This is a genomic window from Vibrio sp. 10N (genome assembly GCF_036245475.1).
Classification (GTDB): Bacteria; Pseudomonadota; Gammaproteobacteria; order Enterobacterales; family Vibrionaceae; genus Vibrio.
In genome coordinates this window covers 929697-945844 of sequence record NZ_BTPM01000001.1, presented here as the reverse complement: position 1 = coordinate 945844, position 16148 = coordinate 929697, and the positions used below count along the sequence as shown (strand labels likewise).

Sequence of the window (16148 nt, the reverse complement as noted above, 5' to 3'; positions counted from 1 at the left end):
ATCAAGCTTGTTGAAAGCTTAATTTTTGTGCAGTTAATGCAAGGTTTGCGACTAACTGCAACAAAAGATTAGTTACAAGCGTCTTTAAGCGCTTTACCCGCTTTGAATGCAGGAACTTTAGCTTCAGAGATTTGGATCTCTTCGCCAGTTTTTGGGTTACGACCAGTACGAGCAGCACGAGTACGTACGCTGAATGTACCAAAGCCAACTAGAGCCACTTGATCACCCTCTTCTAGCGTAGTGCTCACTGCTTCGATGAAAGCATCTAGTGCACGACCAGCTGAAGCTTTAGATAGATCTGCGTTTTCTGCGATTTTTTCCACTAATTGTGTTTTGTTCACTGTGTTTCCCCTTTCTGTTACCAGATTATTATTTTTAAAAGGTAACGTTAGTGCCACAAAAAAACGCTGACAAGCTTTTTTTACTTATCAGCGTATTTCTTTTAGCTAAATTTGGGGCACATCACTATTTTACAGGCTCAAACGCCGCTCCAAGCGGTGCTCGCTCTAGTGCTACCTCAAGAACTTCATCAATCCATTGAACTGGAATAACTTTCAAATCAGCAATTACGTTGGCAGGAATCTCTTCCAGATCACGTTCATTATCTTTAGGAATCAATACTGTTTTGATACCACCACGGTGCGCCGCAAGCAGTTTCTCTTTTAGGCCACCAATAGGAAGTACTTCACCACGAAGGGTAATTTCACCCGTCATTGCCACTTCCGCTTTCACAGGGTTACCCGTTAAGCTGGAAACTAGCGCGGTACACATTGCGATACCCGCACTTGGACCGTCTTTTGGTGTTGCCCCTTCTGGCACGTGTACGTGAATATCACGCTTCTCGTAGAAGTCAGTGTTGATACCGAGCTTTTCAGCACGAGAACGAACCACCGTCATTGCAGCCTGAATAGACTCTTGCATCACATCGCCAAGCGAGCCAGTTTGCGTTAGCTTGCCTTTACCTACCATCGCTTCAGTTTCGATAGTCAGTAAGTCACCACCCACTTCTGTCCACGCTAGACCCGTCACCTGACCGATACGGTTGCTGTCATCAGCTTTACCGTAGTCGAAGCGCTGCACGCCAAGGTATTCTTTCAGATTCTCTTGGTTGACGGTCACTTTCTTCAGCGCTGGATCAAGCAGGATGTTCTTCACTGCTTTACGACAGATCTTCGAGATTTCACGTTCTAGGCTACGTACACCTGCTTCGCGAGTGTAGTAACGGATGATGCCGATGATCGCTGAGTCTTCAATTTCAATCTCGTGCGGTTTCAGACCATTGCGCTGCACCTGCTTAGAAACAAGGTGACGCGTTGCAATGTTGAGCTTCTCGTCTTCGGTATAACCCGACAGACGAATCACTTCCATACGGTCTAGAAGCGGACCTGGGATATTCATCGAGTTCGACGTCGCCACAAACATCACATCAGACAGATCGTAATCCACCTCTAGGTAGTGATCGTTAAATGCGTTGTTTTGCTCTGGATCGAGAACCTCTAGAAGCGCAGATGATGGATCACCGCGCATATCCGATGACATCTTATCGATTTCATCAAGTAGGAATAACGGGTTCTTCACGCCTACTTTCGACATCTTCTGAATTAGCTTACCTGGCATAGAGCCGATGTAAGTACGACGGTGACCGCGGATTTCCGCTTCATCACGAACGCCACCAAGCGCCATACGCACGTACTTACGCCCTGTTGCCGCAGCAATAGAGCGACCTAGCGAGGTTTTACCTACGCCCGGAGGACCAACAAGACAAAGGATTGGGCCTTTAAGCTTGTTGATACGGTTTTGTACCGCCAAGTACTCAAGAATGCGTTCTTTCACGCGCTCTAGACCATAGTGGTCTTCATTCAGTACTTCTTCTGCTTTAGCGAGGTTTTTCTTAACCTTAGAGCGTTTTGCCCATGGCACACCGACCATCCAATCGATGTAGCTGCGCACTACCGTTGCTTCTGCTGACATAGGAGACATCATCTTAAGCTTTTGCAGCTCTTGCTCTGTCTTCTCTTTCGCTTCCGCTGGCATTTTTGACTCTTCGATTTTCGCTTTTAGCGTCTCGAACTCGTCAGGCGCATCATCAAGGTCACCCAGTTCTTTTTGGATGGCCTTCATTTGCTCGTTGAGGTAGTACTCGCGCTGAGATTTTTCCATCTGCTTCTTAACGCGGCCACGGATTCGCTTCTCAACTTGTAGTAAGTCGATTTCCGATTCCATTTGACCCATCAAGAACTCAAGACGCTCAGTCACATCAAGTAATTCAAGTACTTGCTGTTTGTCTGCAAGCTTTAATGGCATATGAGCGGCAATGGTGTCTGCAAGACGCGCCGCTTCATCAATTCCGCCCAAAGAGGTGAGTACCTCTGGTGGAATTTTTTTATTCAGCTTGATAAAGCCTTCGAATTGGTCAATGGCACTACGCACAATAACTTCTTCTTCACGCTCTTCAAGTTCTGGAGTAATTAGGAATTCTGCATCCGCTACGAAAAAGTCTTCGTCACGGTAACTGCTGATTTTTGCTCGTTGCTGACCTTCAACGAGTACCTTCACTGTACCATCAGGAAGTTTGAGTAGCTGTAGAATGGTCGCAACCGTACCTGTGGTGTACAGGTCGTCGATTTTTGGCTCTTCAGTATCTGCTTCTTTTTGAGCCACTAGGAGTACTTGCTTGTCATTGTCCATCGCAGCTTCTAGACAGCTGATCGACTTTTCGCGGCCAACAAACAAAGGAATCACCATGTGTGGATAAACCACCACGTCGCGCAGAGGCAATACCGGGATTTCTATACGCTCGGAACGTTCCAAGTTCATATTATTCTCTCTTCCGCTTAGTATTATTTTCAGTATATGGGGGCGTATTCGTTGGATTCAATAAAGAAATAAAAAAAGGAGGTAATCAATACCTCCTTTTTGAGTGAACTTGGCAAATTACTCTGCGCTGGCCACTTGATTGTCGTTGTTGGTGTAGATAAGTAGCGGTTCTGACTCACCATTTATCACACTTTCATCGATAACCACTTTGCTCACATCGGTTGCCGATGGCAGCTCATACATGGTTTCTAGAAGCACACCTTCAAGGATTGAACGTAGGCCACGAGCACCTGTTTTACGCTCCATTGCTTTAGCAGCAATCGCACGCAGTGCATCTTCGCGGAACTCTAGCTCAACACCTTCAAGCTCGAACAAAGCACCATACTGCTTAGTCAGGGCGTTTTTCGGCTCGTTAAGGATTTGAATCAGCGCATCTTCATCAAGCTCTGTCAGAGTCGTTGTGACCGGTAGACGTCCAATGAACTCAGGGATAAGGCCGTATTTCACCAAATCTTCTGGTTCTACTTGAGTGAATAGCTCACCAACCGTTTTGGTTTCGTCTTTAGAGCGAACTTCCGCACCAAAGCCAATACCTGTACCTGTCGCTACACGTTGGTCAATCACTTTATCTAGGCCGGCAAATGCACCACCACAGATAAATAGGATTTTAGACGTGTCCACTTGCAAGAACTCTTGCTGTGGATGCTTACGGCCACCTTGAGGCGGAACAGAAGCGATAGTACCTTCAACCAGTTTAAGTAGTGCTTGTTGAACACCTTCACCAGACACATCACGTGTAATAGAAGGGTTTTCAGCCTTGCGTGAGATCTTATCGATTTCATCGATATAGACAATGCCACGCTCTGCTTTTGCTACGTCGTAGTCGCACTTTTGCAGTAGTTTCTGAATGATGTTTTCTACGTCTTCACCAACATAACCCGCTTCGGTTAGTGTTGTTGCGTCGGCCATAGTGAATGGAACATCAAGGAAACGAGCAAGCGTCTCAGCCAGTAGCGTTTTACCACTACCTGTTGGACCGATAAGAAGGATGTTACTCTTACCGAGTTCAACACCGTCTGCCGTCGTATCACCATTGCGCAAACGCTTGTAGTGGTTATATACGGCAACCGAGAGAACTTTCTTCGCATAGTCTTGGCCGATTACGTAATCGTCTAGGTGCGCGCGAATGTCTCTTGGCGTTGGCAACGCTTCAGATTCCTTCTTCGGCAGCACATCTTTGATCTCTTCGCGGATAATGTCGTTGCATAAATCAACGCATTCGTCGCAAATGTAAACAGACGGACCTGCGATTAGCTTGCGAACTTCGTGCTGACTTTTGCCACAGAAAGAGCAGTACAATAGCTTACCACTACCGCCCTCTTTGCTTTTATCTGTCATTCGCTAACCTCTTAGCCTTTACTTTCTATGTTTTGAGTGTATATCAATTTAGACTATATTGCGCCCGAGAATTCATTTTTCAAGGGCTGCAATCCAGTCTTATTTCACTCAAACGATGACGGGTTAACCGCGATGGGTTAAAACTTCGTCGATAATACCGTATTCAGCCGCTTGAGCCGCTGACATGAAGTTGTCACGGTCAGTATCTTTTTCAACAACTTCGAGTGGTTGGCCTGAGTGCTCAGCAAGAAGTTTGTTCAGCTTCTCTTTGATTGTCAGGATTTCTTGCGCGTGGATCTGAATGTCTGATGCCTGACCTTGGAAGCCACCTAGTGGCTGGTGAATCATCACGCGAGAGTTTGGTAGCGCAAAACGTTTACCCGGCGCACCACCAGCAAGCAAGAACGCACCCATTGAACATGCTTGACCAGTACATAGCGTGCTGACGTTAGGTTTGATGAACTGCATCGTGTCGTAGATCGACATACCCGCTGTTACACTGCCACCTGGTGAGTTGATGTAGAGGAAAATATCTTTGTCAGGATTTTCTGATTCTAGGAAGAGCATTTGAGCGACAATAAGGTTCGCCATGTTGTCTTCCACTTGACCAGTCAAGAAAATGATTCGTTCTTTTAGTAGTCGCGAATAAATATCGTAAGAGCGTTCGCCGCGGGAAGTTTGTTCAACCACCATAGGTACTAGCGCGTTCATAATTGGCGACATTGCATTTTTTTCTTGGTAGCTCATATTCTTATGTCCCTAAAATAAATGGCCCGGATGATAAACATCATACGGACCATTGTTAGCAGAGAAGTCGACTCTAAGTCAACCTTCTATACAAGATATTGCTTATTAAGCTGCAGGCTGTTGGTTCATTAGCTCGTTGAAGCTAACTTCTTTGTCAGAAACCTGTGCTTTAGCTAGGATCGCGTCGATCGCTTGCTCTTCTAGTGCAACGTTGCGCATGTTGTTCATCATTTGCTCGTTTTGCTCGTAGTAAGCGATAACTTCTGATGGATCTTCGTATGCCGTTGCCATTTCAGAGATAAGCTCTTTCACTTTCTCATCGCTAGCTTCTAGCTCTTCAGACTTGATCACTTCACCTAGAAGAAGACCAACAACTACGCGACGCTTAGCTTGCTCTTCGAATAGCTCACGTGGAAGCTGAGCAGCAGCTTCTGGGTTGCCGCCGAAACGCTGTGCAGCTTGCTGACGTAGAGCACCGATCTCTTGATCGATTAGCGCAGCAGGAACGTCGATGTCGTTCTCTTTAACTAGACCGTCAAGAGCTTGCTCTTTGATGCGGTTCTTGATTGCTTGCTTAAGCTCACGCTCCATGTTCTTACGAACTTCTGCTTTAAGAGCGTCAACGCCGCCTTCAACAACACCAAACTTAGCAACGAACTCGTCGTTGATTTCTGGTAGTTCTTGAGCTTCAACTTTGTTCACTTTGATTAGGAACTTAGCTGCTTTACCTTTTAGGTTCTCAGCGTGGTAATCTTCTGGGAAGTTTACGTCGATTTCGAATTCCATACCCGCAGTCTTGCCTTGGATACCGTCTTCAAAACCTGGGATCATGCGACCAGCGCCCATTTCTAGTGGGAAGTTCTCAGCTTTACCGCCTTCGAACTCTTCACCGTCGATAGAACCAGTGAAGTCGATAGTTACACGCTTGCCGTCTTCAGCTGCTTCTTCAACTTCAGTCCAAGCTGCTTGCTGCTTACGTAGAGTTTCGATCATCTCTTCAACGTCTGCGTCTTGTACTTCAGTCGTTGGTTTTTCAACAACAACGTTCTCTAGACCCTTAAGTTCTACTTCTGGGTACACTTCGAAAGTTGCAGTGAATACTAGATCTTTACCAGCTTCGTTCTCAACAGGAGCGAAAGTTGGTGCGCCTGCTGGATTGATTTTTTCAGAAACGATTGCTTCGATGAAGTGACGTTGCATAACTTCACCCATCACGTCTTGACGTACTGCTTGGCCGTACATTTTAGCAACCATCTTCATTGGCACTTTGCCTTTACGGAAACCATCGAAACGACGGTTTTTCGCGATGTTGCGTAGTTCAGCTGTCACTGCGTCTTCGATGTTAGCAGCAGGAACAGTAATGTTTAGACGGCGCTCTAGGCCCTCTAGAGTTTCAACAGTAACTTGCATTGTATAAACCTCAGTTTGGCTCAGTGTTGGCTGAGCGTATGAGCGTCGATATCACGAGGATATTTCCGCTTCATCCTTGTTAGTACCCTAAGGTACTTCTTTTAAAATGAGCATCGGTAACCAGCCAATCATGCTTTACATAGCACCCTGCTCTGGATACCGGACTAATGAGTGACGTCTTCGTTACACTGAACGAGTCAGTTTAAAGGCATCTCTGATTAGTCTCAGGACAAAATTTCAGACGCGACATTCTAGCGATCTCCACCTACCCTGTCGAGTCGAAGTCGGGTCAATCGACGCTTTTGTCGCTAATTACTCAAAGAATTGGGGAAACATGGCTGTTTTCTCCCAAGTCCACAATGAAATGGGGACAATATCGTCTTTTTCAAGAGATAGAAGGGCTTTTTTTAGTGAAAGACGAAAAAAGAGATCTTGCTCCTGTTTTGCAGCACATTCACCTCTCAGTTCTTATAACTTTTTCGCCACAAACCAGTCATATTCGTTAACCTATAACGTATTGAGCGGTAGGGGTATAGTCATGCGATTAAAACGGATTTTGGTGAGCTTTATTGCACTGTTTACTTTCATCTCCGCTACCGCTGGTCATTGGTACTGGAGCCACAGTTTGGAAGCGATGCAACTTCAGCATCAAAACTGGCTCAACCGCTTTGTCGAGACGATTGACAGTAAACTCGACAAATACCGTCATATCCCTCAACTGCTTTCCCAAGATAAAGAGTTGGTCGATGCACTCCAAGCCCCCAACAATTCTGCACAAATAGAAGTCACCAACCGCTATTTGCAGCAAGCTAACAAAATCATTCTTGCTTCCGACACTTACCTTCTCGATCGCTACGGTAATACCATCGCGGCGAGCAATTGGAACCTTCCTCATTCGTTTGTCGGTAAAAACTTTGCGTTTCGTCCCTACTTTCAGCAAGCAATTGAGGGCAACCAAAGTGCTTACTTTGCTTTAGGGTCGACATCTGGACAAAGGGGTTATTATTACTCGTTTCCCGTTACCTATGCCGCCGACCATATTGGTGTTGTTGTGGTCAAAATGGATCTGTCTTCAATAGAGCGCAGCTGGCAAAGTGACACCAGCATTTATGTGGCGACCGACAATAATCAAATTGTGTTTATGTCCAGCGATTCCGACTGGCTATTTACCAGCCTAACCGATATCGACTCAGACACGTTAACCTCCATCCGTGATTCAAGGCAGTATCTGCAAACCACGATTACAAGTCTGGGTTTCCAAGGTGACTTATTGGCCAGCTCTACGCTGCTCACCAATCCAAAAGGTAACCTGTTTACCCGGCACTATTTAGCGACCCAACGCGATTCGGGCATCCCCAACCTGATACTTCGCGTGCTCACCCCCTTGTCGACCTTGTATGTCGATGTATTTGGTTTCATTAGCGTGCTGGCTTTGGTGTTTATCTCTGTTTATTTGTTCATTGCTCTTGCTGAGAATCGTCGTTATCGACACCGGCAAATCGAACAGCTACAAGCGGAAGCAAAACAAAAACTAGAATTTCAAGTCATGGAAAGAACCGCAGAACTGCATGTCGAAATAGATGAGCGAGTGAAAACCGAAAAAGCCCTTCGCCAAGCCCAAGATGAATTGATTCAGGCAGCAAAGCTTGCCGTGCTTGGCCAGATGTCGGCCAGCATTAGCCATGAACTCAATAACCCGCTTGCGGCGATTCGTAGCTTTGCTGAAAATGGTCAACGCTTTATCGACAAGCACAAAGTCGAACGCGCGAAAGACAACCTCAGCCGCATTGTTGCCCTGACGGAACGAATGGCGAAAATCAGCCAGCAGCTCAAGTCTTTTGCCAGACGCAGTGACGCCAATGAGCTGAGTGAAGTGAAATTAGCACCCGTCATTTTCTCAACCATCGAACTCATTCAACCGCAGATAAAAAGCCTTCAGGTAAAACTGGATAGTGTCATTGCGCAGCAAGATACCCTTGTTGTCATTAACCCTATTCAGTTAGAACAGGTGCTGATTAATCTAATGACCAATGCAATGCAGGCGATGGAAAACAGTCCGCAAAAACAGCTACAACTGACTGTCGAGGAGATGGAGCACACGGTGATGATACACGTCGACGATTCAGGTCCTGGTTTAGAAGACTATTCATCCCCAACACTGTTTGAGCCTTTCTACACCACTAAGGAAAACGGTTTAGGGTTAGGGCTGTCTATTTCCCAGCAAATCATTCAAAACCTAGATGGTCAGATCCATGTTACTCAATCTGCACTAGGTGGCGCTCGCTTTAGTGTGGAGCTGCCTCTTTCTAAGCCTGCTACGACACCAACAAGGAAGCCTTCATGAGCCAAGTGTTTTTTATTGATGACGAATCGGACATTCGCATTGCCTTAGAGCAAAGCTTTGAACTCGCCGATATCGACGCGAAGTGCTTTGCCAGTGTCGAGGATGCGCTACTCGACCTCAAACAAGAAGCGCCACTTGCCATCATTTCCGATATCCGATTACCTGGATTGTCGGGGTTGGATTTACTCAATACTGTCTGTCATCATCACCCTGGCATTCCGGTTATTCTTATCACTGGCCACGGCGACATATCCATGGCAGTGCAAGCCATTCAAGATGGCGCGTATGACTTTATTGAAAAGCCATTTTCTGCAGAGCGCCTTATCGAGATCACTCAGCGCGCTATTGAAAAGCGCCAGCTCACCTTAGAAAACGAGCAGCTCAAACGCTCACTAAAGGCCAGCCAAACGTTAGGCCCGAGAATCATCGGCGATACTCCGGTAATACAAGGCTTACGAGAAACGATTGGCCTAGTTGCCGATACGGAAGCCGATATTCTCCTGTTTGGCGAAACTGGCACCGGCAAAGAGCTGGTCGCACGCTCTTTGCACGAACAAAGCCGTCGACGTGATGCCAACTTTGTTGCCGTCAACTGCGGCGCCGTGCCTGAAAACTTGATTGAGAGTGAGTTGTACGGACATGAAAAAGGCGCCTTTACTGGGGCGGAAAGCGTTCGAATAGGTAAATTTGAGCATGCCCAAGGCGGCACACTGTTTCTCGATGAAATTGAATCTATGCCCATGCAGGCGCAAATCCGCCTGCTTCGTGTACTGCAAGAGCGCGCCATTGAACGAGTGGGTTCCAATACCCTCATTCCTTTAAATATCCGCGTTATCGCCGCAACCAAAACGGATCTGAACCAAGCCTCACTGGCCGGTGAATTTCGACAGGACCTCTACTATCGACTCAACATTGTCACTCTTGATCTTCCTCCACTACGAGATAGAAAAGACGACATCGCCGCCCTTTTCCATCACTTTCAACTTGTCGCCGCCTCCCGTTATGGCAAAACGGCCAACGCTCTCTCTGCGACTCAGCTCAGCCAATTAATCAGCCATGACTGGCCTGGTAACGTAAGAGAACTAAGAAACTCAGCTGAGCGTTTTGTGCTACTCGGAAAAATTCAGGCGGGTAACCCACAAAATGATAACCAAGAGTGGGGTCAAAGCCTTGCTGAACAGGTGGGATTGTTTGAAAAAAGCGTCATTGAACAAGCATTGGTCGAAACTAATGGCAGCATCAAGCAAACGATGGAAAAACTCAATGTACCAAGAAAAACACTGTACGATAAAATGCAGAAATATCAGCTTATTAAGGAATCCTATAAAAGCGAACACTAAAATAAGCTAGAACTGTGATTGATATCTCCTATACTTGAAAGTGTAGCCATGGAGTTGCATACATAATTATTAATAAGGAGTCGTTATGGGGGAAAAAACCAAAGTGCCCTTCATTTCTGACACAGTTGAGATAGATGGCATTTTTTACGTTGAACAACGTGTCGCTAGTGGGGAGAGACGCCAGGCTAAACCAAAACGTGTGCTGTATGAAAGACGTTACCAGCCTGATCCTCGAGAAATTTACGGCAAACATATTGATGAGGAGGTCTAACGACCTCCTTTTGCTGTTAATGACTAAGTTTTTTTACTTGGTGATGATTTCAGGCCCCATTAGGGTCGTTGGCAGCCAAGTTGAAACCCAAGGCACGTAAGTAACAATGATCAAGAACAAGAACATCACTGCCACCCAAGGCAGTGCGGCTTTCACCACGCCCATCATCGACATCTTCGCTACCCCAGCCGTCACAAACAAGTTAAGGCCAACTGGCGGCGTTATCATGCCAATCTCCATGTTCACTACCATCATGATGCCAAGGTGAATAGGGTCGATGCCTAACGCGATAGCGATTGGAAACACCAACGGCGCCACAATGATAAGCAGACCAGACGGTTCCATAAATTGACCACCGATAAGCAGCAGAACGTTAACCACAATCAGGAAGGTGATAGGCCCTAAACCTGCTGAAAGCATGGATTCGGTGATCATCTGTGGAATACGCTCTTCTGTCAGTACGTGTTTCAGAATCAACGCATTCGCAATGATAAACAGCAGCATAATAGTGAGCTTACCTGCCTCAAAGAGTGTGTGCTTGGTATCTTTGTGAACAAAGGTCTGGAACACTTTTACTATCGCTGGTTTGGTGTTTTCCTTGTCCGCGAATGGCCCCATATCTTTGTAGATAAAGTTGGCAATCAAGAACGAGTAAACCGCTGCCACTGCCGCCGCTTCCGTTGGTGTAAACACCCCGCCATAGATACCACCGAGGATAATCACCACTAACAGCAGACCCCAACTCGCTTCACGAGCAGAATCGAAGACTTCTTTCCAACCGACAAAGGGTTGTTTCGGTAACCCCTTTACCTTCGCGGCAATATAGATAGCGATCATCAGCATGAGACCTGCTAGCAGCCCCGGAATAACGCCACCCAGGAACATACGCCCTACCGACACATCCGTCGCTGCCGCGTAAACCACCATAACGATAGATGGCGGAATAAGAATACCCAGCGTGCCCGCATTACAGATAACCCCTGCGGCGAACTCTTTGGTGTAGCCGTTTTTGATCATACCTGCGATAACAATACTACCGATGGCGACCACGGTGGCTGGAGACGAGCCAGACAGCGCCGCAAACATCATACAAGCCACTACCGATGCCATCGCCAGACCACCGCGAAACCAGCCCACCATTGCGATCGCAAAGCGGATAATTCGCTTCGCAACACCACCGGTCGACATAAAGCTTGAGGCGAGAATAAAGAAGGGGATCGCGAGAAGTGTGTAGTGGCCAGCAAAGGCGTTAAACAGCGTCTGCGCGACTGATGCCAATGACGCATCCGAATGCATTAACAAAAACAAAATACTCGATAGGCCAAGCGATACCGCGATCGGTACCCCGATAAGCATAAAGCCTATCACCATCAAAAAGAGTAATAGAATATCCATGCTTATTTATCCTTGTCCTTAACGTTATCAAACGCGTTGTCTTGCATCTCGGCTTTCAGCGCTTCCAGATCTTCTTCCGCTTCGTGGCCGGCAATTAAGCGATCCAGTTTTCCGGTGATAATTTGATACGCAGCCTGGGTAAATCGAAATGTCAGCATCGCCATACCAATAGGCAAAGCCATGTATGGAATAAAGCGCGGCATTTTTTCGTAGCGCTCACCTTCATTGAGCCAATCGGCTAGAAACTGCAGCATTTCTGGCATAGGGATATCATCGGTTTCATACCAAGCTCTATCCGTAACAAACGGATACCAGTAGTTCCATGAACCAATGAGTAGTAAAACTGAGAAAGTCAGACAGGCCAAAACAGAAAAGATGGCAAACAGCTTACGGTGCTTTTCCGATACCATGTTGATCACCACATCCACACCGATATGAAAATGCTTTTTCACACCATAAGACGCGCCGACCAACACCATCCAGGCGAACATAAAGACGGTAAGTTCAAGTGCCCATAAGATATTGTCGTTAAACACATAACGAGAAATAACATTAGCAAAGGTCAACAACGTCATCGCACCTAAGAAGAACGCAATCAACGTTTCTTCAAAGGCATCGGTCACTTTGCCAATACGAGAGATAAGAGACTGTTCCATGTGATACATCGCTTTTGTAATAATTGGGACAGGGAAAATGACCTCACAACCGTGAGGCCATGTGCTGCTTAGTGATTACTGTTGATTAGAAGCAAGAGCCGCTTCGATAAGATCAGAGCCGATATCCTTCTCAAACTTCTTCCATACTGGTTGAAGCGCTTCTACCCATTGTTGACGCTGTTCTGGTGTCAAAGTGCGGACAACACCGCCAGACTCGACAATGTTATTTTTGTTAGCCAAGTTAACCTTGGTCGACTCAGCGTTACGAGTGTCCGTCACTTCTTTGAGGATTTGAGCAAACTGATCACGCGTATCCTCTGGCATACCATCCCAGAACTCACGAGATGTCACGACAAGGTAATCAAGGATGCCGTGGTTGGTTTCGGTTACGCCGTCCTGTACTTCAAAGAACTTTTTACCGTAAATGTTTGACCAAGTATTCTCTTGACCATCGATAACCTTAGTTTGCAGGCCACCGTATACTTCTTTGAACGACATTTTCTGCGGGTTAGCACCGAGCTGCTCAAACTGTGCAACCAGAACATCAGAGGCTTGAACACGGAACTTCAGATCTTTCGCATCACCAGGGACCAACAGCGGCTTGTTCGCCGACATCTGCTTCATACCGTTATGCCAAAACGCTAGACCTTGAAGGCCACGACGCTTCATCGCATTCTTAAGCTTTTCACCTGACTCTGAATTTTGGAAACGATCGACTGCCTCTACGTTTTCAAACAGGAATGGTAGGTCGAAGATGCGGTACTTCTTAGTAAACTTCTCGAATTTAGAAAGTGAAGGAGCGGCAAGTTGAACATCACCGTTCAAAAGGGCTTCGAGAACTTTATTATCATCGTACAGTGTTGAGTTGGGGAACACCTGCATACACGCTTTACCGTTCATTTCGGTATTCACGCGCTCTTCAAGCAATGACGCGGCAATGCCTTTTGGATGCTTGTCAGTATTGGTTACGTGACTGAACTTAATGACAATCTCACCTGGGTCACAGTTGGCAGCCGCATTGAAGCTAACAAGCGCAAGCGCAGAGGCAGACAATAGGGATAGAGGCTTTAACATTATTATTCTCCTTTGAATGAATGCAGTCCCATCTATGGGTACTGATGTTCTACAAGGAGCAACAACAATGCCAAGTTAAAAATTAATTTTAAACTATTGATTAATAATAGATAAAATCAAGAATGTGTCATATAAGACTCAGGTAACCAAGCCTTGATGAGTGGAAACCCATACAAGGCGTTGGTTAAAATGGGTGGATTTCCACCAACTACTGGCTGGCGACTGGATCTGGATAGCTGTCTCTTGGGTCCGCAATATAACCATCAATCGTGATATTTTCGATACCGACGGCAAGCACCACACCACAAAAATGGGGCGCGGCCATGGACGTTCCGTTGTAAGCCACTACACCGCCTCCTGCTTGCGTTGACAGAACATTAACGCCTGGCATAGCAAACTCCATCGTCGAGGCAACAGATACACCATCTGAGCGAGTATAAACATTATTATTTGAGAAGTTGGAGAAGCTCGCAACGCTATCACCACTTGCAAACGCTGATATCGTATAGACCCCCGGATACTGGGTCACCGCCGGCGTGTAGCCAATAATATCGGCTCCGCTGTTACCAGCGGCAATAGCAAATGTCACCCCGGTCAACTCCACGGCATTAATTAACGCTTCATCCAAAGCCTGCGAGTACCCTGCACCACCTAAGCTCATATTAGCGCAATCACCTGGGCCAGCATTGGCAGCAACATGATCGACCCCTGCGATCACCCCAGACATACTACCACTACCGTTATTGTCAAGGACGCGAACTGGCACTACTTTGGCGCCTGGAGCCACCCCAACAACATCAATCGTATTGTCGACAGCCGCTATCGTGCCCGCAACGTGAGTCCCATGCCCATTTCCATCTTCAGTGGTGTTTTTTCCGCGAGTAAAGTTCGCTCCTCGCGCTGTATCTACGTTTAAGTCGGCATGACGACTATCGATTCCAGTGTCTATCACCCACGCCGTCGCGAACGGACCATTGCTACTCGGCCCACCGACTCGAGTCACTCCCCAAGGCGTCTGTTGCTCTTGAGGTGGACTGGTATCATCCCCTCCTCTATTAGGCTTCCCTCCTCGAGGAAGTGCTACCATCAAACGGTCTTGTTCTATATATGCGACCTCACTAAATCGAGACAATTGAGCTTTCGCTTGAGGGGGCAAATTCACTGACATCCCTTTGAGTGCATGGCGGTAATGTTGAGTGACCTTACCTTTGTTCTGTAGAACAAAATTCGCCACTTCACTGCGCTTAGACTCCGAGACTCCGCTGTTGAACACAACGATATATTGATTGGTAAAATCATGACCTTGCTTTACACCTGCTTGCAGTGATGTACTCAGTGCGATAGTGGCAATGGCCATTGTTACATTAGACAGCTTCATAAATCCTCCCATATCTTGGTTGAGTATGAATGACTGACTCGTGGTAAGAATTATAGTTAGTAAGTAAACACTCAGCCAAAAGGGACTATTGCATCTTTGAGAATCAACGTAACACGTCCCCTTGGCTATATATGTTTGAAGCCGAAGGCAATCTCGTCGATTGCCTTCGGCTTTCTTTGGGTTGATAATGAGTTACGGGTCGTTAAACGATTAATCGCTGCTCAGTCTCTGCATCGAAAAATACCGCTTTAGACATATCAAAGTAGAGTGGCGCCGTCTGTCCTACACTGGCATCAAACTCTGGCGACAAACGGCATGCAACTTCTTGGTCGTTCACTTTAACCATAGCGATGACGTCAGGCCCCGTTGGCTCAAGGACTTCAAGCTTCAAGCTAACTTGGGTCGCTACTGACGCCTCTTCTTCAAGCTTTTCGGTAATATGCTCCGGGCGCAAGCCAATAACGATTTCATTGCCGTCTTGCGGACGCAGAGCTTCAGGCAGCGCAACCACATGCCGCTGATTGTCACCAGAAACCACATAAATAATGGGCTTATCGTTCTCATCGAGGTCAACTCGAGTTTTGATAAAGTTCATCGAAGGAGAGCCCATAAACCCTGCCACAAACATATTGTTTGGCTCGTTGTAGATCTCCTTTGGCGTTCCCAACTGCTGTAACTCACCATCTTTCATCACCGCGATACGGTCGGCGAGAGTCATGGCTTCGATTTGGTCGTGGGTCACATACACAATCGTAGTCTTGAGTTGTTGATGCAAACGCTTGATCTGATGGCGCATCTCGACACGCAATTTCGCATCTAGGTTAGATAACGGCTCATCAAACAAGTAGAGCTTAGGACGACGAGCCAATGCTCGGCCCATAGCTACCCTTTGTCTCTGACCACCCGAGAGCTGCGATGGTTTGCGATCCAGTAAATGGTCAATTTGCAGCATCTCTGCAACACGGTTTACTTCGGCATCAATTTGATCCTGAGGCATCTTGCGAATTTTTAGACCAAAGGCGATGTTGCCACGCACCGTCATATTTGGGTAAAGCGCGTAAGATTGGAACACCATAGCGATATCACGATCTTTTGGCTGCACCTGAGCGACATCACGACCATCAATCACGATTTCACCTGCGCTGATATCCTCAAGACCGGCAATGGTGTTCATCAAGGTCGATTTGCCGCAGCCCGATGGCCCTACAAGGATAAGGAACTCACCGGAGTCGATACTGATATCGATGCCTTTAAGGGTTTCATTGTCCGCATTGCGATAGGTCTTACGGATCTGTTTAAGTTCTAATGTTGCCATGTT

13 protein-coding genes are annotated in these 16148 nt (G+C 46.7%); 3 read left to right on the top strand and 10 right to left on the bottom strand.

All coding sequences use genetic code 11. The features are described from left to right. Positions 1-68: 68 nt before the first annotated feature. From AAA946_RS04620 to tig, 5 genes are all read right to left on the bottom strand, one after another. Positions 69-341, bottom strand: coding sequence for an HU family DNA-binding protein (locus tag AAA946_RS04620; RefSeq protein WP_006075676.1), 273 nt, complete (start codon positions 339-341; stop codon positions 69-71). A 124-nt stretch (positions 342-465) separates the two neighbouring features. Beyond that, entirely contained in the window at positions 466-2817 is a 2352-nt protein-coding gene (gene lon, locus AAA946_RS04615) for an endopeptidase La (RefSeq protein ID WP_338163805.1), read from the bottom strand. Positions 2818-2934: 117 nt separating this feature from the next. Next, positions 2935-4215 carry an ATP-dependent protease ATP-binding subunit ClpX gene (clpX, locus tag AAA946_RS04610; protein ID WP_042474030.1) on the bottom strand — a complete coding sequence of 427 codons (1281 nt, stop codon included), beginning with the start codon at positions 4213-4215 and terminating at the stop codon, positions 2935-2937. A 123-nt stretch (positions 4216-4338) separates the two neighbouring features. Continuing rightward, positions 4339-4962 (bottom strand): ATP-dependent Clp endopeptidase proteolytic subunit ClpP, encoded by a 624-nt coding sequence (gene clpP, locus AAA946_RS04605; protein ID WP_042474027.1) that lies wholly within the window; start codon positions 4960-4962, stop codon positions 4339-4341. A gap of 105 nt (positions 4963-5067) precedes the next feature. Further along, positions 5068-6372: a trigger factor gene (tig, locus tag AAA946_RS04600; protein WP_338163804.1), complete on the bottom strand. Its 1305-nt coding sequence runs from the start codon at positions 6370-6372 to the stop codon at positions 5068-5070. Positions 6373-6910: 538 nt separating this feature from the next. Between tig and AAA946_RS04595 the strand changes: the two genes are divergently transcribed. From AAA946_RS04595 to AAA946_RS04585, 3 genes are all read left to right on the top strand, one after another. Further along, positions 6911-8716 carry a sensor histidine kinase gene (locus tag AAA946_RS04595; RefSeq protein WP_338163803.1) on the top strand — a complete coding sequence of 602 codons (1806 nt, stop codon included), beginning with the start codon at positions 6911-6913 and terminating at the stop codon, positions 8714-8716. Next, complete coding sequence (locus AAA946_RS04590) at positions 8713-10056, top strand: sigma-54-dependent transcriptional regulator (RefSeq protein ID WP_338163802.1); 1344 nt, start codon at positions 8713-8715, stop codon at positions 10054-10056. The genes AAA946_RS04595 and AAA946_RS04590 overlap by 4 nt, the downstream gene beginning before the upstream one ends. 85 nt (positions 10057-10141) lie before the next feature. Beyond that, on the top strand, positions 10142-10327 hold the full coding sequence (locus AAA946_RS04585; protein ID WP_338163801.1) for a hypothetical protein: 186 nt from the start codon (positions 10142-10144) through the stop codon (positions 10325-10327). Between the two features lie 33 nt (positions 10328-10360). Here the strand turns inward: AAA946_RS04585 and AAA946_RS04580 are convergent, their stop codons facing one another. The 5 genes from AAA946_RS04580 to AAA946_RS04560 all read right to left on the bottom strand — a co-directional run bounded on the left by AAA946_RS04580 (position 10361) and on the right by AAA946_RS04560 (position 16145). After that, positions 10361-11722 carry a TRAP transporter large permease gene (locus AAA946_RS04580; RefSeq protein ID WP_338163800.1) on the bottom strand — a complete coding sequence of 454 codons (1362 nt, stop codon included), beginning with the start codon at positions 11720-11722 and terminating at the stop codon, positions 10361-10363. 2 nt (positions 11723-11724) lie between these two features. Further along, entirely contained in the window at positions 11725-12378 is a 654-nt protein-coding gene (locus tag AAA946_RS04575; protein WP_338163799.1) for a TRAP transporter small permease, read from the bottom strand. 75 nt (positions 12379-12453) lie between these two features. Beyond that, positions 12454-13452 (bottom strand): TRAP transporter substrate-binding protein, encoded by a 999-nt coding sequence (locus AAA946_RS04570; RefSeq protein ID WP_338163798.1) that lies wholly within the window; start codon positions 13450-13452, stop codon positions 12454-12456. A 208-nt stretch (positions 13453-13660) separates the two neighbouring features. Then, positions 13661-14830: a S8 family serine peptidase gene (locus AAA946_RS04565; protein ID WP_338163797.1), complete on the bottom strand. Its 1170-nt coding sequence runs from the start codon at positions 14828-14830 to the stop codon at positions 13661-13663. 202 nt (positions 14831-15032) lie between these two features. Further along, the gene (locus tag AAA946_RS04560) at positions 15033-16145 is read right to left on the bottom strand and encodes an ABC transporter ATP-binding protein (RefSeq protein ID WP_338163796.1); all 1113 of its coding nucleotides are present in this window, start codon (positions 16143-16145) and stop codon (positions 15033-15035) included. Positions 16146-16148: the final 3 nt, after the last annotated feature.